Source organism: Pseudomonas sp. GW822-FHT02G04, from assembly GCF_058802085.1.
The window spans coordinates 170488-190821 of the sequence record NZ_JBXANU010000003.1 but is presented as its reverse complement, the minus strand read 5'-3'; the positions used below and the strand labels follow the sequence as shown (position 1 = coordinate 190821).

Here is a 20334-nt window from a genome sequence, read left to right as displayed (position 1 = left end):
CCCGACGCATAACGACGGGGGCACGTTCGATTACACCTTGACGTTCTGGCGGATGTTCCAGCCGAACTTGATCGGCCCGCCTTCCTTGGTGCCGTCGGCTTTTTGCGGCTGGTAGTCCACCAGCACCTTGGCGAAGTTCAGGGTGACGTTTTCAGTCAGACGATCATCGCTGCCCGAGCCGCCGGTGCTCAGGGAACTGATCAGCACTTCTTCCAGGTTGATGATCATGTACTCGACCTGGCTTTCGCCGCCGGCCTTGCGCACGGTCAGCTTGACCTTGTCGATGTGCTTGCCGCTGGCGCAGTGCATCATCAGGTTGGGTGTAGCCTTGTCGACGTACTTGGTCAGCGACAGGTCCTGGACGTTCACCTTGCCGGCACCGCCGCCCCCCCCCACGTGCATATTGCCGGACTGAGACATGCCCCAGCTCCAGTTCAAGACGTCGATTTCGTCCTTGTGGGCCTTGTCCATGGACTCGCCCTTGATGTCGCCGATCTTGATGAAAATATCAACAGCCATGTTCTCTCCCTGTGTGGTGTCTACCACGTTGTGTTTTTCTGATCGTTCCCACGCAGAGCGTGGGAGCGATCACATCAAGGGCGGTGTTACGCGCCTTTGGCCGAAGGCAGCTTGGATACCAGGCGCAGCGACACAGTCAGACCTTCGAGCTGATAGTGCGGGCGCAGGTAGAACCGGGAGTTGTAATACCCCGGGTTGCCTTCCACCTCTTCGACAATCACTTCGGCCGCCGCCAATGGGTGCTGGGCCTTGGTGGTTTCGGTGGAGTGCGCTGGGTCACCGTCGACGTAGTTGAGGATCCAGTCCTGCAACCAGCGCTGCATTTCGTCCTTCTCTTTGAAGGAGCCGATCTTGTCGCGCACGATGCATTTCAAGTAATGGGCAAAACGGCAGGTGGCGAACAGGTACGGCAGGCGCGCGGCCAGGTTGGCGTTGGCGGTGGCATCCGGGTCGTCGTACTCGGCCGGCTTTTGCAGCGACTGGGCGCCGATGAACGCGGCGAAGTCGGTGTTTTTCTTGTGCAGCAGCGGCATGAAACCGTTCTTCGCCAGTTCCGCTTCACGGCGGTCCGAAATGGCGATTTCGGTCGGGCACTTCATGTCCACGCCACCATCGTCGGTCGGGAAGGTGTGCGCCGGCAGGTTCTCCACTTCACCACCAGACTCCACGCCACGAATGCGCGAACACCAGCCAAAGTGTTTGAACGAGCGGTTGATGTTTACTGCCATCGCGTAAGCGGCGTTGGCCCATGTGTACTTGGAACTGTCGGCACCGTCGGTGTTTTCTTCGAAGGCGAAGGCTTCCACCGGGTCGGTCTTGGCACCGTACGGCAGGCGTGCCAGGAAGCGCGGCATGGTCAGGCCGATGTAACGCGAGTCTTCCGATTCACGCAGCGAGCGCCAGCCGGCATATTCCGGGGTGGTGAAGATTTTGGTCAGATCGCGCGGGTTCGACAGTTCCTGCCACGAGCCCATGCCCATCACGGTCGGCGATGCGGCGGCAATGAACGGCGAGTGCATGGCGGCGCAGACTTTCGACAGTTCGCCCAGCAACTCGACATCCGGCGGCGACTGGTCGAAGTAGTAATCGCCCACCAGGCAGCCGTAAGGTTCGCCGCCGAACTGGCCGTATTCTTCTTCGTACATCTTTTTGAAGATCGGGCTCTGGTCCCACGCGGTGCCCTTGAATTTCTTCAGGGTCTTGTGCAGGTCGGTCTTGGAGATGTTGAGCACGCGGATCTTGAGCTGCTCGTCGCTCTCGGTGTTGTTGACCAGGTAGTGCAAGCCACGCCAGGCGCTTTCCAGTTGCTGGAACTCCGGGTGATGGATGACCTGGTTGACCTGGGCGGTGAGCTTGGCGTCGATGGCGGCAATGATCGACTCGATCGACTTGATCGCATCGTTAGACACCAGGTCGGTCTGCGCCAGAGCCTGTTCGGCCAGGGTGCGCACGGCGGTCTCGACGGCTTCTCTGGCGCGTTCGGTCTTGGGTTTGAATTCTTGCAGCAGCAGGGAGGCGAACTCGCTGGCTTCTTCGGTGGTGCCCAGTGTCTGGGCGCTTGCGCGTACTGGATCGGTCATGATCATTCGTCCTGATTAAGCCTGAGGCTCGGCGGGCTTGGGCGCACTGGCAAGTGCCTGGAGCAGCGCCGGATCCTTGATGGCCTTCATGATGATTTCTTCGGCACCGGTCTTGCCGTCCATGTAGGTCAGCAGGTTGGCCAGTTGAGTGCGCGCTTCGAGCAGCTTGTTCAGCGAGTCGACCTTGCGCGCCACGGCGGCGGGGCTGAAGTCGTCCATGCTTTCAAAGGTGATGTCCAGGCTCAGGTTGCCTTCGCCGGTCAGCTCGTTGGGCACGTGGAATGCGACACGCGGCTGCATGGCCTTGAGGCGGGAGTCGAAGTTATCCACATCCACTTCAAGGAACTTGCGATCGGCCACAGGTGCCAGAGGCTCGGCGGGCTTGCCGGCGAGGTCAGCCATAACCCCCATCACGAAGGGCAACTGAACCTTTTTCTCGGCGCCGTAGAGCTCGACGTCGTACTCGATCTGCACTCGAGGCGCACGGTTGCGCGCGATGAATTTCTGAGAACTTTGCTTCGCCACGTTGCTGCTCCTGGTCGCTCAAGCGACGGTGTTGGCGTCATCGGCGGTGCCGGTGACGTGACTGCGTGATCCGTACGCTTTTATTCGCTGTCTGGTCCGCGCAGGTTTTCAAATTGGCTCATGCCGTCGGGAATCAGGTTGCGCACGATCGCCGCAAAATCGGCGTGCACCAGATTCTTTGCCCGGTTCAACAGCACCGGCAGAGGGCTGGAGGGCTCATGACGGGTGTAATAGGCAAGAATCCGGTCCAGGCTGCGCAGCACGTCGTCACGGTTGTTGATTTCGCCGCTGCTGGTGCCGGTGTTGCGCGGTGCGGTGGTGTATTCAACCGACGCGGCGCTGTCGTGACTGATGGAGTCAGGCAGGGGGCTGTCGCCGTTCTGCGGGGCGAACTGGCCGAGAATCTGCAGGGCCATTTTGAGCGGTTGCTTCAACGGGCCAAGGTCAACACCCTGGGCCGACCCGACTTGTTCGCTGACGTGTTGCTCGATGGCCTCGGCGACGTTGCGGGCCTCGTGCAAGGCGGCGCGGGTAATTTCCAGCTGCTCAGGATCGCTGTCGAGGAACGCCCCGGCCAGCTGCTCGGCGCCGAGGTTTTCGTCAGGGAAGCTTTGCAGGCCGCTGGCGTTGGCGGCGGCGCGCAGGCTGACAGCGCCAAAGGTTCGCGAACGGGCCAGGATACTTTCGCGCAGCAGGCGAATGGTGGCATCGGACGCCAGGCCGGCGAGGGCGTTGATGCGCACGGTGGGATCGTTGTCGTCTTCGGCATCCAGGCGTGGATGCAGGTCGGCCCAGTATTGCTTGAGCAATTCGCTGATCAGCGTCAGGACACGGGCCAGGCCGGTGACACCTTCCAGGGCAAGGGAGCTTTGCAAAAGGAAATGGGTGATACGCAAGTCTTTGCTGCGTTGCAACAAATCCAGGCTTTGCTGCTGGATGCTGCGCCATTCAGGGGGTTCGGCAGGCAATATCGAATCGCCCATGCTGCGCTCGGGCTGGCCTTGGGAATCGCGTTCCAGGCGCAAAAAGTCCGCGTCGTATTCCAGATCTTCGCCACAAGGCGAAGTCGCGGAAACGGCGGCAAGCAGCGAAAGCACTTCCACTGAATTTGATCTCCCTATCGCCCGCGACAGAGTCGGGCAGTTCACACGTTAGTTCCAAGTGGAACTTCGCATGTTTCCTTGCGTGTAATGGCTCTTTGGATTCTCTATGATCTCAAAGTGCCATCACATTATTCAATAAAGTTGTTCATTTTTGGTGTAGTACTTATGGCTTGTCAAGGTAAGCTATTTCTTCTGTGTGACAGATGTGAGGTGCTTAACAACCCTCGCGACCGGTAGGTCCAGGAAGGTACTGACGCAGATTTTTTGTCACGTAAACCGGTTAAGATCAGCAAACATGCTGGTAAAAAGCCGTTTTGAGGTTGTTTGCAAGGTTTGTCGGCGAGTTCCGCGGGGATTGATCCCCTCATTCGCCGGCGCGCAAAGTGTGCAGCAAGGAGGCAAGATGCCGCTGTGTTTGACTATCACTAGTTATCACAAGATTACCCCTGGTCAATGCTCTGAAAAATCCATGGATCAGGGAGCGATGGCAATTGGCCGTAATTCTGATAATGACTGGGTATTACCCGATCCAGAGCGCTTGGTCTCCGGAAAACATTGCATTATTCAATACAAAGATGGCCGGTATTATTTAACCGATAACAGCACTAATGGGGTGGAGTTAGTCAAGGCCGGCATTCGTCTGCGCAAGGGAAACAGCGAGCCGTTGCAAGATGGGGAAGTTATCCGCATCGGTGATTATGAAATCCAGGCGCGCATCGATTTCAATCTGCCCGTGACCGACAGCAACCCGTTTGCCGATTCATCCAGCAGCTTCGATGCCTTGATGGGGCGCCAGGGCGCCGTCGTGAAAACTCCGACCCCGTTGCCCGTGCCCCCCCCTGCACATTTTCAGGGCGTGTCGGCCATGGACACGCTGCCGGACTTGTTCGACTTTCTGGCTCCGAGCAGCATCCCTCCGGCCACTCAGCCCGACCATGTCCCGGTCGAGCAACACGACTTCCGTCCACCGACCCCGATCCCTAAGCCGACGCCCATGGCTGAGCCTGCGCCGCTGGCGTCGGCCCCACTGATTCCGGAAGATTGGGACCTGTTCAACGACCAGCCTGCGCCGGTGGCGATTGCTCCCTTGCCTGTTGCAGAAGTTGCGCCGCCACCCGTGCCTCAAATCAGCGTACCGATCGAGCCGGCACCCCTGCGCGAACCGCCCGTGGCCATCGTTGAACCCCCGGTCAATCCGGTCAGCCCGGTCGACCATTCTCAACCCGACCTGTTGCGAGCCTTTCTGCGCGGTGCCGGGTTGGAGCAAGTGCGCCTGGACAAGGCCGAGGCCGAAGCGCAGATGGAAAGCATCGGCCGCAGTTATCGATTGATGGTCGAAGGCCTGATCGATGTCTTGCGCGCCCGCAGCAGCCTCAAGGGCGAGTTCCGCATTCAGCAGACGATGATTCAGCCGGTGGAAAACAACCCGCTGAAGTTCGCTCCCAACGTCGATGAGGCCTTGCTGTTGCTGTTGCGCCACACCAATCAGGCGTTCATGGCGCCGGACCTGGCGGTGCGCGACAGCTTCGATGACTTGCGCGCCCACCAATTGGCGGTGATGGCTGGTGTGGAAGCTGCGATCAAGCACCTGTTGGCGCGTTTCGAGCCGGCGCAACTGGAAGAGCGCATGGGCAAGCCCGGTGGCCTGTCGAGCATTTTCAATGGTTCACGACAGGCCCAGTACTGGCAGCAGTTCACTGAGCTCTACAGCAATATTTCCCGTGAGGCCCAGGAGGATTTCCAGGACCTGTTCGGTCGGGAATTCAGCCGTGCCTACGAAGAACACAGTACCAGGCAACGCCGCCGCTGAGCGTGGCCGTTGCATAACGGCATTCAGAGCAAAGAACGGAACAACGGATAGCTGAAACGTCATTGAGGACGCAGGATGATTCACAGGTTTTTACTCGCAGTTGCTACCGCGCTTCTGCTGACCGCGTGTGCCAAGGAGGCCACCAAGCCCCAACCCGAAGAGGCTGAGGCCGACACGGCCGCCGTCGAGTTGCACTTTCACGCCATCGCCGGGCTCAACCCCGGAGCCACTGGCCAGCCGGCCCCGGTCCGGGTGCGCATTTTCGAATTGAAAAATGCCGCCACCTTCGGTCGTTCCGATTATTTCGCACTGGCTGAACGAGCCCAGGCGACGCTCGGCGCGGACCTGATCGACCAGGACGAAGTGCTGATCCAGCCTGGCCAGCAGTTGAGCCTGCAGCGTGACCTCGATCCGGCCACCCGCCATATCGGCGTGCTGGTGGGGTATCGCGAGCTGGATCAGTCGCTGTGGCGCACGGTGATAAACGTCCCGCCGCGCCAATACACCGAATACCAGATCAGCCTCGACGTGCGAGCCGTGCGCAGCGCCGTCGCGGTTCCCCCATCCAGCCCTGCCCAATAAGCAATCGGAGCCCCCATGTCCTGGAACAATCGAGTGGTCTGGTCGGAAGGCATGTTCATTGGAACGCAGCACTTCCAGCAGCATGACCGTTACCTGGAGAATCTCATCGACGCCCGGAGTCGCCCATTGTCGGCCGGGGCCTGGGGGTTTTCCGAGTTGCTGATCGACCAGGGCCTGCTGGCCCAGGGCAAACTGGCGATCATCTCGGCGCGGGGCCTGTTGCCAGACGGCACGCCATTCAACATTCCCCAGGATGACCTGGCGCCGAGCCCGCTGAATATCGATGACAACCTGCGCGATGGTTTGGTGTACCTGGCCTTGCCGCTCAAGCGCGCCGGTGCGCGTGACACTGTTGACGAAGGCGAGGCCCTGGGCGCTGCGCGCTATGTGAGTCAGGTGCGCGAAGTGCGGGACGACAACGCGCCGTTCGAAAACCAGGCCCCGGTGGCCGTGGGGTCGAGGGCGCTGCGATTATTGATCGCCCGGGATGGCATCAGCGACTACGCGGCCATCGGCCTGGTGCGAATCAAGGAGAAACGCGCCGACCGCGCCTTGGTGCTCGATGACACTTACATCCCGCCGCTGCTGGATGTGGTCGCCTCCACGCCCTTGGCTGCGTTTCGCAACGAGCTACTGGGCCTGCTTCATCAACGCGGCGAAGCGCTCGCCGGGCGGGTGGTGGCGTCCGGTGCCGGCGGTGCCTCGGAGATTGCCGACTTCATGTTGCTGCAACTGGTCAACCGTGCCCAGCCGTTGATCCAGCACTTGAGCCACTTGAGCCCGTTGCATCCCGAGCGGTTCTACAGCGAGTTGGTGAGCCTGGCCGGGGAATTCTCGACCTTTACCGCTTCCGGGCGGCGACCGCAGGAATTCCCGCAGTACCAGCATGATGATCTCGCGCTGAGTTTTGCGCCGGTGATGCAAGCCCTGCGTGAGGCGCTGTCAATGCTGATCGACAGTAAGGCCACGCCGATTCCGATTGTCGAGAAAGCCTACGGCATTCATGTGGCCATGCTGGCTGACAAAACCCTGCTCGACAGTGCCAGTTTTATCCTGGTGGTGCGCGCCGATGTGCCTGCCGAGACCCTGCGCAGCCGCTTCGGCCAGCAAAGCAAAATCGGCTCGGTGGAGCACATTCGCGATCTGGTCAACCTGCAATTGCCGGGTATCGGCCTGCTGCCAATGCCCGTGGCGCCACGGCAGATTCCGTATCACGCCGGTTCCACCTATTACGAACTCGACCGGGGCAGCGAGCATTGGCAACAACTGGCCAACTCCGGAGGTTTTGCGTTCCACATCGCGGGTCAGTTCCCGGGGCTGAACCTGGCTTTCTGGGCGATCCGAGGATAAACCGCGATGAATAACGACGATCGTACCCAGTTCATGCCGACACCCGGTGGCCGTGGCGCCGAGCCGGCCCGCCCGGAGCCTGGTCGCGCCCAGCCCGCGCCGCTGTCAATGCCGGCCGCGCCGGTGTTGACCGGCAAAGCCGAAGGTCTCAACCCCCTGGAGAGCGCCGCGGGCCCGCTGCTGGCTTTGCTGACCCGCTTGCGCAACACCATTGCCCACCCGGCACCAGCGAGCCTGCGGGCGCAACTACTGGCTTACCTGCGCCAGTTCGAGGAGCGCGCCGAGGCCGCCGGCGTGGTGCGCAACGATGTGTTGCTGGCCCGCTACGCCTTGTGCACCGCCCTGGATGAAGCGGTGTTGAGTACGCCGTGGGGCGGCACCGGCGACTGGGGCAAGCAGAGCCTGCTGATCACCGTGCATAACGAGGCCTGGGGCGGCGAGAAGGTGTTCCAGCTATTGGAACATTGCCTGCAAAGCCCCCGCGAACGTTTGTATCTGTTGGAGCTGTTGTACCTGTGCATGTGCCTGGGTTTCGAAGGGCGTTATCGGGTCATGAATGATGGTCGCAGCCAACTGGAGGCCTTGCGTGAGCGCACCAGTGCGGTCATCCGCAGCGCCCGTGGCGAATATGAGCGTGAACTGTCGCCCCATTGGCGCGGCGTGACCGTGGCGCGCGATCGACTGGCGCAATTCATGCCGCCATGGATCGCGGTGGCCATCGGTGTGGCGTTGCTGCTGGCCCTGTTGTTCGGCCTGCGCTTGAAACTGGCCGCCGATGCCGAGCCGGTGTTTAAAAACATCCATGCGCTGGGCGAGATCCCGGTGCAGGCCATCGACCGTCCGGTGGTGCAACCGAAACTGATCGAGCGTCCCCGCCTGGCAGGCTTTCTTGCCGATGAAATCAAGGCCGGGCGGGTCGCGGTGGAAGACGCCGTTGACCGTTCAGTGGTGACCATCCGTGGCGATGAGCTGTTCGCCTCGGGCAGCGCCAGTATCGTCGACAATTTCCAGCCGCTGATGCTGCGCATCGCCGATGCCATTCGCAAGGTCAAGGGCCAGGTCCGCGTGACCGGCCACAGCGACAATCGCCCGATTGCCACCCTCAGGTTCCCATCGAACTGGGCCTTGTCCGAGGCGCGGGCCACGTCGGTGCTGCAAATCCTTTCGGCCAAGACCGGCCAGCCCGAGCGCTTCAGCGCCGAAGGCCGTAGTGACACCGAGCCGTTGGCCTCGAACGCTACGACCGAGGGCCGCGCACGCAATCGTCGGGTCGAAATCACAGTGTTGGCGGAGGGGGTCGAGTGAAGGCGTTTTTCAGTTTTATGACCCGCTGGGTCATTCCGTTGCTGGGGCTGATCGCCCTGAGTCTGATCATCTGGTTTGTCGGGCCGCTGCTTGAACTCCTGGTGCCCGAAGGCCGGCGCTGGGCGCTGATCATTCTGGTATTCGCGGTGTGGATCGCCTATCGAGTGTTTCGCATCATCCAGGCCCGCCGTCAGGCCGCCGAAGTCATGCGCAGCCTAGCGGCGCAAACCCCGCCAGACCCGACCAGCATCGCTACGGCCGAAGAGCTCGAAACCCTGCGTCAACGTATGGACGAAGCCCTGACGCTGTTGAAGAAAGCCAAGCTGGGCGGCGACGAGCGACGCAATCTCTACGAATTGCCGTGGTACGTGATCATCGGCCCGCCGGGTTCGGGCAAGACCACGGCGCTGGTCAACTCCGGTCTGCATTTTCCGTTGGCCGCACAGTTGGGCGCCGGTGCGGTGCGCGGCGTCGGCGGTACGCGCAATTGTGATTGGTGGTTTACCGACCAGGCCGTGATGCTCGACACCGCAGGCCGCTACACCACTCAGGACAGCGACGCGACGGTCGACAAGGCCGCCTGGCTGGGCTTTCTGGGTCTGTTGAAAAAACAGCGGGCCCGTCGCCCGATCGACGGTGCATTTATCGCCATCAGCCTCTCCGACCTTTTGCTGGGCAGCGACGCCGAACGCGCCGCCCATGCCGCTGCGATACGCCTGCGCATTCAGGAGTTGTACACCCAACTGGGCGTGCGCTTCCCGATCTACCTGATGCTGACCAAGCTCGATCTGGTGCCTGGGTTCATGGAGTATTTCGACACCCTGAGCAAGGAAGAGCGAGCCCAGGTCTGGGGCATGACCTTCGCTCTGGATGACGGCAAAAGCAATGACAGCCCGCTGGCCCATCTGCAAAGCGAATTCGCCGGTCTGGAACAACGCCTGAACGATCGGCTGGTGGAGCGCTTGCAGCAGGAGCGCGACCCGGCGCGACGCGATCTGATCTACGGTTTTCCACAGCAGTTCGGCGCGTTGAAGGATTGCCTGCAAAGCTTCCTTGAGGGCGTGTTCAAACCCAATGCCTTTGAAGAGCGGGTGCTGTTGCGCGGGGTGTATTTCACCAGCGGCACCCAGGAAGGCAGTCCGATTGACCGGCTGATCGGCTCTATGGCCCAGAGCATGAACCTGGACCGCCAGCACCTGGCGCGCCAGACCGGCACCGGGCGCAGTTACTTCATCGAAAAACTCTTCACCGCCGTGGCCTTTGCCGAGCGTGGGCTGGTGGGGGTCAACCCGAAAGTCGAACGTCGACGCAAGTGGATCGCCCAGGGCGTGCTGGCCTCGACCGTAGCCTTGGTGCTGGTGGTCGGGACCTTGTGGTGGGTCAGCTACCGCGCCAATCAGGCGTATATCGCGCAAGTCGATCAGAAAGTCGTGCCCCTGGGCCAGGCCGTGCAGAACCTCAGCCCGGCCCAGCGGGACGTGCTCGCCGTGTTGCCCTTGCTCAACGCAGTGAAGCACTTGGCCGATGATGCGCCGAACTGGGCCGAAGGCCTGGGTCTGTATCAGGGCGACATGCTTGAAGCCGAGTCCGGCAGTGTCTATCGCAAGCTGTTGATCGCGGTCTTCGCGCCGCGCTTGCTCACGCGTATCGAGGAGCAACTGCACGGCGGCGGCAATTCGGACTTCCTTTACGAAGGCTTGAAGGCCTACCTGATGCTCGCCGACAGCGAACATTACGATGCTGACTTCATTAAGGCGTGGATCGCCCTGGACTGGGACCGCAGCCTGCCGCGCGACTTGCCGGCCGAGCAGCGCGTAGCCCTCGGGGAGCACTTGCAGGCGCTGTTCGAGCGCCATCCGCCTACCGCACGTCTCGACCCACGCCTGATCGACGATTTGCGCCGGCAGTTGCAACAACTGCCGGTGGCCCAGCGTGTCTACGACCGGATCAAACGGCAGCAACTGCCGGACGGCATCCCGGACTTTCGTCTCAACGAAGCGGCCGGGCGCGATGCTGCGCTGGTGTTCAGCCGCAAGAGCGGCAAGCCGCTGGGCGACCCCTTGAGTGGCTTCTTCACGGCCAAGGGTTACCGCCAAGGGTTTTTGCTCACCAGCCTGAACCAGACCGGCACCTTGGCCGAGGAGCAGTGGGTGCTCGGTCATGACCAGGCTGAGCAACAGAACGTCGCCAGCCTGGCCGCCGATGTGCGTCGCCTGTATTTCCAGGATTACCAGCGCCAGTGGGACGCCTTGCTGGCTGATATCGACTTCGTGCCGATCACCAGCGTGGCCCAGGCCGCCGATGTGCTGCGGGTGATTTCCGGGCCGACTTCGCCGTTGAAGAAACTGCTGGTGGCGGTGGCGAAGGAAACTGACCTGCAACAGGAAGAACGCCTGCTGGCCGCCAAGGGCGCGCCAGTGGAGGGCGGGGTCGACAAGCTCAAAGAGCGCCTGGGCACCTTGCTCGGCCAGGAGCAGGCGACGCAAAACGCACCTGAGGCCAGTGACGATCCAGTCACCGCGCATTTTGCCGAACTCAACCGCATCGTCAGCAAGAACGAAGGCGAGCCGGCAGCCATCGACGGCCTGCTGGCGGACATGAACGCCCTGTATGTGCAGGTCAGCGCGATGGTCGGTGCCAGCGGCGACGCCTTGCTTGGCGAAGCCAAGAACCAGGCCGCAGCGGCGGCGACGCGGGTCAGCCTCAACGCCGAGCGTCAACCGGCGTTGGTGCAGGGCCTGGTCAAGTCGGTGGTCAACTCCACCACCAACAGCATGATGGGTGGAGTCCGCAATCAACTGAATGCGGCCTGGACCAGCGAAGTGGTGAACATCTATCGCCAGTCCCTGGCCGGGCGTTATCCGATGTCGCCAGGCAGTGCACGGGACGCGACCCTCGACGACTTCGGTCAGTTCTTCGGCGTGGGCGGGGTGATGGACAACTACTTCCGCAAATACCTGCAGCCATACGTGGATACCTCGACCCAGGCCTGGCGCTGGCAACCGGGCGCCGCGCAGAAGCTCGGCATCGCCCCGGGCGTGCTGCAAACCTTCCAGCGGGCAGCGACCATCCGGGATGCGTTTTTCCGTTCCGGCGGCACCCAGCCGATGGTGCGCTTCGAACTCAAGCCCGTGGCCATGGATGCCACCATCACCCAGTTTTTGCTCGACCTCGACGGCCAGCAATTGAGCTACGACCATGGACCGAGCCGTCCGACCGCCATGCAATGGCCCAACCCCGGCAGCATCGGTGTGGTGCGGATCTCGATCATGCCGCCCACGGCCAGCGGTCGGTCCGGCATCACCCTGGACGGACCCTGGGCCTGGTTCCGCCTGCTCGAGCAATCGGACCTGACCGCCGGCAACTCGCCGGACCGCTTCAACCTGCGGCTGCGGGTCGACGGCGCCAGCGCCTCTTATGAGCTGCGGGCCAACAGCGCCTTCAACCCGTTCAAGAGCCGTGTGCTCAGCGGTTTCAGCCTGCCGGAGCGTTTATGAGCACGCCGGGCTTTTATGGAAAGTTGGCCAGTCGCGGGGATTTTGTCAGCCGTGGCTTGCCGCAGAGTTTTATCGGCCCCTGGGATTCATGGCTGGCGGCGGGTTTGCTCGCCAGCCAGAGCCTTGGCGACCGTTGGCTGAATGCCTATCTGGTCAGTCCGCTGTGGCGCTTTATGGTCGCGCCCGGTGTGTGTGGGCCGCAGGCCGCCGTGGGGGTGGTGATGCCGAGCATTGACAGGGTTGGCCGGTATTTTCCGCTGACCGTTGCGGTGCTGCTGGATCACGGCGCTGATCCGGCGTCGGTGATCGGCGGTTCGGATGCCTGGTTTGAACAGGTTGAGCAACTGATGTTGAGCACGTTGAGTGTGGAGGCGAACTTCGAAGCCTTCGGTGCAGAGCTGGAGACGCTGGGCAGTCCGACCTGCCTGCGACGCACTCAAAGCAGCCGCTTTGCCGGCCTGCAGCGCTTTGATGCCACCGATCCGCAGGCGCGCATGACGGCCCTCGCCGAGTCGGCGTGCGAAGGCGCAAGCCTGTGGTGGGGCCAGGGCTCGGAGCGCATCGCTCCCGGTTTGATGCGGTGCCAGGGACTGCCGGCCGCCGCTGATTTTGCGCAATTTTTGCTCGGCCAAGAAGGTGTTGTGTAGATGCGTCCAAGCGTTGGAAAGTCGTTCAAGTCTGCAAGCAAGAGCCATGTCGGCATGGTCCGCCAGGTTAACGAAGACGCTTGCCTGGACCTGCCGCAACAAGGCCTGTGGGTGGTCGCCGATGGTATGGGCGGGCACGCGGCGGGCGACTACGTCAGCAGTCTGATTGTCGACAGTCTGCGTAGCATTGCTGTGGGCCGTTCGCTGGATGAATACGTCGCGGCGTTGAAAACCGACCTGCTGCGGGTCAACGCCGCCGTGCGTGAAGAAACCGCCAACCGCGGCGTGACCATGATGGGCAGCACGGTGGTGGTGCTGGCGGCGCGTGACTTGCGCGGGGTGTGTCTGTGGGCGGGTGACAGCCGCTTGTATCGCCTGCGTGACGGCCGGCTCAAACGCATCTCGCGGGACCACAGTTACGTCCAGGATCTGCAGGACAGCGGCCTGCTCAGTGAAGCCGAAGCCCGGGTGCACCCGCGGTCCAATATTGTCACCCGCGCTATCGGGGTCCAGGCACAGCTGGAGCTGGCGATGGTCGAGTTGCTGTTGAAGCCTGGCGACAGTTACCTGTTGTGCAGCGACGGGCTGAACAAAACCGTTGAAGATCATGAGATCCGCGAGGTGCTGGGCCACGACGAACCTGGGGAAATCGCCAGCAGCCTGGTGTCCCTGGGCCTGATGCGCGGCGCGCCGGACAACATCACCGTCATCGTCGTGAAGGTGCCTGCATGAACCTCACTGCGAACATGCTGATCCCGGGCTACGACATCGACGGTGAAATAGGCGAAGGCGCCATGGCCAGTGTTTACCTGGCGACCCAGCGCTCGCTGGAGCGCAAGGTGGCGTTGAAGGTCATGGCCGCCGCGCTGGCAGCCGACCCGAGTTTCTGCGAGCGCTTCCTGCGCGAAGGCAAAACTCTGGCGCGCCTGTCTCACCCGCATACGGTCACCATCCATGACATCGGCAATGTCGGTGAACTGTATTACATGGCCATGGAATACCTGCCCAACGGCACGCTCAAGGAGCGCATTGCCGCCGGCCTGACGCCGGAGCAGGGCCTGATCTACATCCGCCAGATCGCCTCGGCCCTGGGTTATGCCCATGGGCTGGGGCTGGTTCATCGCGACGTCAAACCGGCGAACATTCTGTTCCGCGCCGATGGCACAGCGGTGCTCTCGGACTTCGGCATCGCCAAGTCGCTGGACGACCGCACCCAGTTCACCCAAGCGGGTTTCGCCGTCGGCACGCCCAGCTACATGAGCCCGGAACAGGCGCGTGGCCAGGACATTGACGGCCGGGCCGATCTTTATGCCCTGGGCGTGGTGCTCTACGAAATCCTCGTCGGCAAACTGCCGTATACCGGCAACGACGCGCTCTCCACGGCCCTGGCGCATTTGACCGAACCGCTGCCGGAGCTGCCGGTGCACCACGGTCGTTATCAAGAGGTGCTGCGCAAGCTGTTGGCCAAGGATCCGGCCGAGCGTTTCCCGGATGCAAAGGCGTTGTTGCAGGCGCTGGATAATCTGCCCAGGGAATCGGTTGAAGCGACCACAATCCGGCCGTTGCCCCTTCCGGTGAGCAATGACCTGGCGGGGCTGACGCCGGTGTCTATCGACATTCCGACCAGCCCCGCACAGCCACAACCTCAAGCCAAGCCTGTTGCGCCGACGGTGAAGCCGACGCCGCAGTCCACAGTCTCGGAGCAGCGCAAGGGGCCGGTGTTCGCGCTTGCCGCTGTTGCGGTAGCCGTGGTGCTGGCCTTGGGCGGCGCGGGTTATTGGTGGCTGTCCGGTGACGTCGAAGCGGACGCCAAGGCGCCGGTGGCTTCATTGCCTCCAGTCAAAACACCGCCGTCAGCCGTTGCGCCACCGGTGAACCCCCCTGTGGCGACAGAAGTCGATAATGGTCAGCGTCCGCTGCTGATGGCCGGCAAAAAAACCTTGTTCCAGCGGGTGCTCAGCAAGCCGGGAGCGAAACTCGCCAGTGAACCGGGGGCTACACCTGACAAGGCCTTGCCGGCATTTTCCGTGCTGTACGTCTATCAGCGCCAAGAGGTGGCCGGCAGTCCGTGGCTGCGTGTCGGCGCCGCTACCGACGGGCGCAGTGACGGTTGGTTGGCAGCCGAGCAAGTCAGCGACTGGAAGCAAAGCCTGGTGCTCAAGTTCACCGAACGCTCCGGCCGTGCGCCGGTGATGTTCCTGCGTCAGCCCGGCGAGGTGGAGCGGCTGCTGGCCGATCCGTCGGCTGCAAAAAACCTGTTGCTCAAGGCCCAGCAGAACCGTGAAGACAATCAGCAGGTGCTGGCCCTGGAACCGGCCGCCAGCGCGGTGCCGCAGAATCAGTTTTATCTGTTGCCGATCTTTGATTCGCGCGAGAGCTTCGATGAAAACGGCCAGCCGGTGCAGTTGCTGAACGTGGCGTCCATCGACCCCGGTAATGCGCCGAAGGCCACTGTCGGCAACACTCCGATCAGCGCCGCCAATGCCGATGCATTTCGCACCGCCGTGGTGTTGGTCGTCGACACCACGGTGTCCATGCAACCCTACATCGATCAAGTCCGCGATGTGGTGCACCAACTGCAAACCCGCATCGCCGAGCGGGGCGAGCTGGACAGTGTCAGTTTCGGCCTGGTGGGATTTCGCAGCAGCACCCAGAAAACCCCGGGCCTGGAATACGTCGCCAAAACCTTGATCACCCTGGACCAGGGCCGCGACCCTCAGCGCTTCATGGACCTGGCGCGGCAGGTCAAGGCGTCCACGGTCTCGAGCCATTCGTTCAATGAAGATGCCTTTGCCGGCGTGATGGAAGCGGTCGAGGGCATGGACTGGTCCGGTTATGGCGGACGCTTGATTCTGTTGGTCACCGATGCCGGCGCCTTGCGCAAGAACGACCCGTATGCCGCCACGCAAATGAACGAGGCCGAAGTGCGTCAGGCCGCATTGGGCAAACAAATCAAAATCTACGCCTTGCACCTGCTCAGCGATGCCGGCAAGAAAACCCATGGCGGTGCGCAAAGCCAGTATCGCACCCTGACCGCCGACGCCAACCCGCAGATCGGCGATCTGTACATCCCGGTGCCGGGCGCCGATGTGCGCAAGTTCGGTGAGCGGGTGGACGAGATCGGTTCGGTGTTTGCCGACCTGGTGCATCAGGTGCGCAGCAACACGTCGCAAACCGTGCCGCTGCTGAGCGCTGCGCCGAGCCTGGCCGACAAATCGGCGGCCGTCGGCTACGCGATGCACATGGACTTCCTGGGGCGAAAAGCCGCCAGCCAGGCACCGCAACTGGTCAGCGCCTGGACCGCCGACCGCGACCTGACCAACCCGGCCCTGCCGGCGTTCCAGGTGTGCGTGATGCTGACCAAGCTGCAGCTCAACGACTTGCAGCAATCGTTGAAACTGATCGTCGACGCCGCCCGCAAGACCCAGACCTCACCGAAGAATTTCTTCCAGGAAATCGCCAGTGCCAGTGCCTACATGAGCCGCGATCCCTCGGCCTTGCGCAAGGGCGGCAATCTGGCCGATGGCGGGGTTTTGGGGGAGTACCTGGAAGGACTGCCTTATCGCAGCAAGTCGCTGAACATGACCCAGGATTTGTGGCTTTCGCTGAGCGTGGCCGAGCAGGAGGACTTTATCGACGAGCTGGACTCGAAAATCCGTCTCTACGAAACCTTCCACAACGACCTGGCCAACTGGGTGCGTTTCGGCGATGCCGAACCGGGTGATGCCTTGTACCGCGTTCCATTGTCGACGCTGCCGTGATGCTGAACATGAACGCAGTGCACAAAAGCCGGGGCGCCGGCAGCCAGCGCTACAGCCTGGTGATTCCACGGCTGCAACTGCGTGCCGGTGAGCAACTGGCGGTGGTCGGTCCCAGTGGCTGCGGCAAAAGCACGTTGCTCGATTTGCTGGCGCTGGTGCTGGCGCCGGATCAGGCCGGGCAGTTTGATTTTGCGTCTGGCCAAACCACGACGGACATTGCCGGGCTGTGGCGCGCAGATGCGCAAAGTGCCTTGGCGAACCTGCGCAGCCGGCACTTGGGCTACGTGTTGCAAACCGGTGGCTTGCTGGATTTTCTGGACGTGCGCGGCAACATCGACCTGTCGCGCCAACTGCTCGGCTTGAAAGACGACGGCAGCGTGGATCGCCTGGCCGGGGCGTTGGATGTCACCGATCAACTGGGCAAAAGACCGTGCGACTTGTCCGTCGGCCAACGGCAACGGGTGAGTTGTGCCCGCGCCCTGGCCCATGGGCCGCGCCTGCTGTTGGCCGATGAACCGACCGCTGCCCTCGATCCGCTGAACGCGGAACGCGTGATGCAGTTACTGGTGACCCAGGCTCGTGAACACGGCGTGTGCTGCGTCGTTGCCACCCACGATGAGTCACTGGCCCGCGCCAGCGGTTTGCAGGTGCGACGCATCAGTTGTCATCGCGACGTCGATGGCGGTGTCACCGCCACCCTTGGGGAGGCCTGCTGATGCGCGGCGTGCTGATGGCTTCCCTGGCCTGGCAGGATTACCGCAACAATGCGTGGCTGTCGGCCTGTTCGGTACTGGCGCTGGTGGCGGTGGTTGCGCCGCTGCTGGTGCTGTTCGGCTTGAAATTTGGCCTGGTCAGCAGTTTGACCGAGCGCTTGGAAAACGACCCGGCCACCCGAGAAATCATTCCCTTGGGCGGCGGCCGGTTCAGTGCCGCGTTTATCGAACAGTTGAGCCGGCGCAGTGACGTGGCTTTCGCCTTGCCACGTACCCGGCAGATTGCCGCGACAGCGGATCTGACTGCTGGCGCTTCGACGGTGACTGTGGAAATGATCCCCACCGCCGCCAACGATCCGTTGCTTGGCAGTCTGCCGATGCCCCAAGGGCTGGATCAGGTGCTGCTGAGCCAGACCGCCGCCGAAAAACTCGGGATCAAGGCCGGTGATTGGCTGGAGGCGGGTTTCGGTCGGCAGGTGGCCGGTCGTGGCGAGGCGCAGCGCACTCGCGTTCAGGTGCTGCAGGTTCTGCCGCTGGAAGCCTTCGCCAGGGACGGATTGTTCGCGCCATTGACGTTACTGGAAGCGGCTGAAGATTACCGGGATGGCCGCGCCGTGCCTGCGTTCGGTTGGCCAGGTGATGCGGTGGGCGCGATGGAGCAGCGGGTGTATCCGGCGTTTCGCCTGTACGCCCGCAGCCTCCAGGATGTCGAGCCGCTGCGCCAGTACTTCGCTGCGCAGAATCTGCTGGTCTCGACCCAGGCCCAGGCCATCGCCCAAGTGCAATCGCTGAGCCGCAACCTGTCGATCGTGTTCTGGATCATCGCCGGATTGGCCTTGGCGGGAGCGTTCGCGGCGATTTTTGCCGGGGCGCTGGCGGCGGTCGAGCGCAAGCGTCGAGAGTTATCGGTGTTGCGTCTGCTGGGGTTTTCCACGGCAGCGTTGTTGTTGTTTGTGGTGATACAGGCCCTGTACAGCGCCGGCTTTGCCGCCCTGTTGAGCGCCGGGTTGTATGGCCTGGCGCAATCGGGCCTGAACCATTTATTTGTGCAGATGCCGGGTGAGTACGCCAGTCATCTGCTGGCGCGTCACTACGCGTTGGCCCTGGCGGCAGTGTTCGGCGTCAGCGCCGTGGCGGCGGTCTGTGGTGGCTGGCGAGTGGCGCGTATCCAGGCGTGTGAAGGAATCCGAGATGTATAAGTTACTGGGCGCCGCCATGGCGCTGAGCCTGGCCGGCATGGTCTGGGCTGATGAAGGCACCGACAAACTGGACAACCCCAAGCCGTTGCCCGATGACGTCAGCCTGCCGCTGCCGTGCGAAGGGCAGATGGTGTTCCGTTACGTCTACATCCTGGCCCAGGGCAGTCTGGACGACCGCGAGATCAGCCTCGGTTACCCGTTCAGCGAAGGCGAGGCCGGTTATCAGCAGTCGTTCATTTCCGGTTATCGCCGGGACTTCATCAATGGCCAGTTCACCCTCAAAGATCTGCCCAAGGACTGGAGCAAGAGCATCACTCCGTTGATGCCCAAGACCGACGCCAACACTCCGCTCAAACCGATGTTCTATTTCATCGGCAAATACGAAGTCACCGCCCGCCAATACGCGCAGGTCATGGCCCAGGCGCAATCGTTGGCCAGCGGCGAGCCGGCGCCGGCCTGCGAGGCACTGCAAGCGCAGGCGCCGCAAGGCATGGCCGGGCGTTTGCCCAAGGTGAAGCTGTCGCGATTCGAGGCCGAACGCTTTTCGGCGGTGTACAGCGCCTGGCTGATGAAATACCACAAGGACCTGCTGCCGGTGAGCGGTCGCGGCACCTCGGCAGAAGAGGGCGGGTTGGGTTTTGTGCGCTTGCCGACCGAGGTCGAATGGGAGTTTGCTGCCCGTGGCGGGCAGGGCGTCAGCCGTCAGGACCTGGAAGGGCGTCTGTTTCCCCGGCGCCTGGACGGCAGCGAAAGCGATGGGCCGCTGGCCGATTGGGCGGTCTTCAATCAGGTCGCTGGCGGCACCGGTCAGGCCGCGCGCTTGATGCCGATCGGTACCAAACTGCCAAACCCCATCGGTCTGTTCGACGTGATCGGCAACGCCGCCGAGATGGTCCAGGAGTCCTTCCAGCTGGTGCATGCCGGACGCCGCCAGGGCACCTACGGCGGCTTCGTGGTCAAGGGCGGAAATTACCTGGAAGGCGAGGGCACCTTGTTCACCGGGATGCGCCGCGAGTACTCGCTGTTCGCCGCCGACGGCACCGAACAAAACAACGAAACCACCGGGTTCCGGGTCGCGATTGGTGCGTTGTCGGCGCCCCGTTCGCGCTACAAGGAGCTGTTTGCCCAATGGCAGAAAGAAGGTCGACTGGCTTCGCTGACCGATGCCATCGACGACGCCCAGGACCCGACCAAACGCCTGGACAGCATCATTGCCGCCAGCGTCGATCCACGTCTGCAAGCCGAGTTGGGGCTGGTCAACGAAGAGCTCAAGCGTAATGTCTCGCTGATCGCCCAACAGCGCGAGGAAGCGGCCGGCAACCTGATCCAGTCGGCGGCCCTGGTGGCCGAGACCATCAACAACTACAACATTCGCCTGACCAATTTGCATAAGAGTCGCCAGCAGGCCGTGGACGCCAAGGACGAGGCCAGCGCCAAGCTGTTCGCCATGGCTATCGACAACGGCCGCAGCGCGCTGGACGGCGCGGTGGCGATCTACATCGACAACCTGGCGACTGGCACGCGCTACACCGATGCCGTGATCCAGGCGCAGTTTCAACGCATCAAGGAAGAGTTGGAGCGCAAGCCGGTACTGGGCAAGAGCCTGGTGACGCGCGCGACGTTGTTCGTTCGCCATGTCGGTGATTATCGTCAGCAACGACGAGCCGACCCGGCGGCGATATTGAAGGAACTGCTCGCATTGAACGTTCAGCGGTCTTGATCGTTCGTTGTACAGCGAGCCTG

15 protein-coding genes are annotated in these 20334 nt (G+C 62.4%); 11 read left to right on the top strand and 4 right to left on the bottom strand.

Annotated features, from left to right (window positions below; all coding sequences use genetic code 11):
• Positions 1–30: 30 nt before the first annotated feature.
• The 4 genes from AC1RO5_RS05685 to tssA all read right to left on the bottom strand — a co-directional run bounded on the left by AC1RO5_RS05685 (position 31) and on the right by tssA (position 3727).
• Positions 31–519, bottom strand: coding sequence for an Hcp family type VI secretion system effector (locus AC1RO5_RS05685; protein ID WP_018927416.1), 489 nt, complete (start codon positions 517–519; stop codon positions 31–33).
• An 86-nt stretch (positions 520–605) separates the two neighbouring features.
• Positions 606–2099, bottom strand: coding sequence for a type VI secretion system contractile sheath large subunit (gene tssC / locus AC1RO5_RS05680; RefSeq protein ID WP_493173465.1), 1494 nt, complete (start codon positions 2097–2099; stop codon positions 606–608).
• 15 nt (positions 2100–2114) lie between these two features.
• Positions 2115–2624 carry a type VI secretion system contractile sheath small subunit gene (tssB, locus tag AC1RO5_RS05675; RefSeq protein WP_007894500.1) on the bottom strand — a complete coding sequence of 170 codons (510 nt, stop codon included), beginning with the start codon at positions 2622–2624 and terminating at the stop codon, positions 2115–2117.
• Positions 2625–2704: 80 nt separating this feature from the next.
• A complete protein-coding gene (gene tssA / locus AC1RO5_RS05670) occupies positions 2705–3727 on the bottom strand; it encodes a type VI secretion system protein TssA (RefSeq protein WP_493173463.1) in 1023 nt (340 codons plus the stop codon).
• Positions 3728–4130: 403 nt separating this feature from the next.
• Here tssA and tagH point away from each other — a divergent pair, with 403 nt between their 5' ends.
• The 11 genes from tagH (at position 4131) to AC1RO5_RS05615 (ending at position 20311) form a co-directional block, all read left to right on the top strand.
• Positions 4131–5537 carry a type VI secretion system-associated FHA domain protein TagH gene (tagH, locus tag AC1RO5_RS05665; RefSeq protein WP_493173461.1) on the top strand — a complete coding sequence of 469 codons (1407 nt, stop codon included), beginning with the start codon at positions 4131–4133 and terminating at the stop codon, positions 5535–5537.
• 75 nt (positions 5538–5612) lie between these two features.
• Entirely contained in the window at positions 5613–6119 is a 507-nt protein-coding gene (tssJ, locus tag AC1RO5_RS05660) for a type VI secretion system lipoprotein TssJ (protein WP_493173459.1), read from the top strand.
• Between the two features lie 15 nt (positions 6120–6134).
• Complete coding sequence (gene tssK / locus AC1RO5_RS05655) at positions 6135–7469, top strand: type VI secretion system baseplate subunit TssK (RefSeq protein WP_493173457.1); 1335 nt, start codon at positions 6135–6137, stop codon at positions 7467–7469.
• A 6-nt stretch (positions 7470–7475) separates the two neighbouring features.
• A complete protein-coding gene (locus tag AC1RO5_RS05650) occupies positions 7476–8774 on the top strand; it encodes a DotU family type VI secretion system protein (protein ID WP_493173455.1) in 1299 nt (432 codons plus the stop codon).
• Positions 8771–12271, top strand: coding sequence for a type VI secretion system membrane subunit TssM (gene tssM / locus AC1RO5_RS05645; protein WP_493173453.1), 3501 nt, complete (start codon positions 8771–8773; stop codon positions 12269–12271). Before AC1RO5_RS05650 ends, tssM begins: the two co-directional genes overlap by 4 nt.
• On the top strand, positions 12268–12918 hold the full coding sequence (tagF, locus tag AC1RO5_RS05640) for a type VI secretion system-associated protein TagF (protein WP_493173451.1): 651 nt from the start codon (positions 12268–12270) through the stop codon (positions 12916–12918). The genes tssM and tagF overlap by 4 nt, the downstream gene beginning before the upstream one ends.
• Positions 12919–13650 (top strand): PP2C family protein-serine/threonine phosphatase, encoded by a 732-nt coding sequence (locus AC1RO5_RS05635; RefSeq protein WP_493173449.1) that lies wholly within the window; start codon positions 12919–12921, stop codon positions 13648–13650.
• A complete protein-coding gene (locus tag AC1RO5_RS05630) occupies positions 13647–16679 on the top strand; it encodes a serine/threonine-protein kinase (RefSeq protein WP_493173447.1) in 3033 nt (1010 codons plus the stop codon). Before AC1RO5_RS05635 ends, AC1RO5_RS05630 begins: the two co-directional genes overlap by 4 nt.
• Complete coding sequence (locus tag AC1RO5_RS05625) at positions 16679–17395, top strand: ABC transporter ATP-binding protein (RefSeq protein ID WP_493173445.1); 717 nt, start codon at positions 16679–16681, stop codon at positions 17393–17395. Before AC1RO5_RS05630 ends, AC1RO5_RS05625 begins: the two co-directional genes overlap by 1 nt.
• The gene (locus AC1RO5_RS05620) at positions 17395–18591 is read left to right on the top strand and encodes an ABC transporter permease (protein WP_493173443.1); all 1197 of its coding nucleotides are present in this window, start codon (positions 17395–17397) and stop codon (positions 18589–18591) included. Before AC1RO5_RS05625 ends, AC1RO5_RS05620 begins: the two co-directional genes overlap by 1 nt.
• Entirely contained in the window at positions 18584–20311 is a 1728-nt protein-coding gene (locus tag AC1RO5_RS05615) for a formylglycine-generating enzyme family protein (protein WP_493173441.1), read from the top strand. The genes AC1RO5_RS05620 and AC1RO5_RS05615 overlap by 8 nt, the downstream gene beginning before the upstream one ends.
• Positions 20312–20334: the final 23 nt, after the last annotated feature.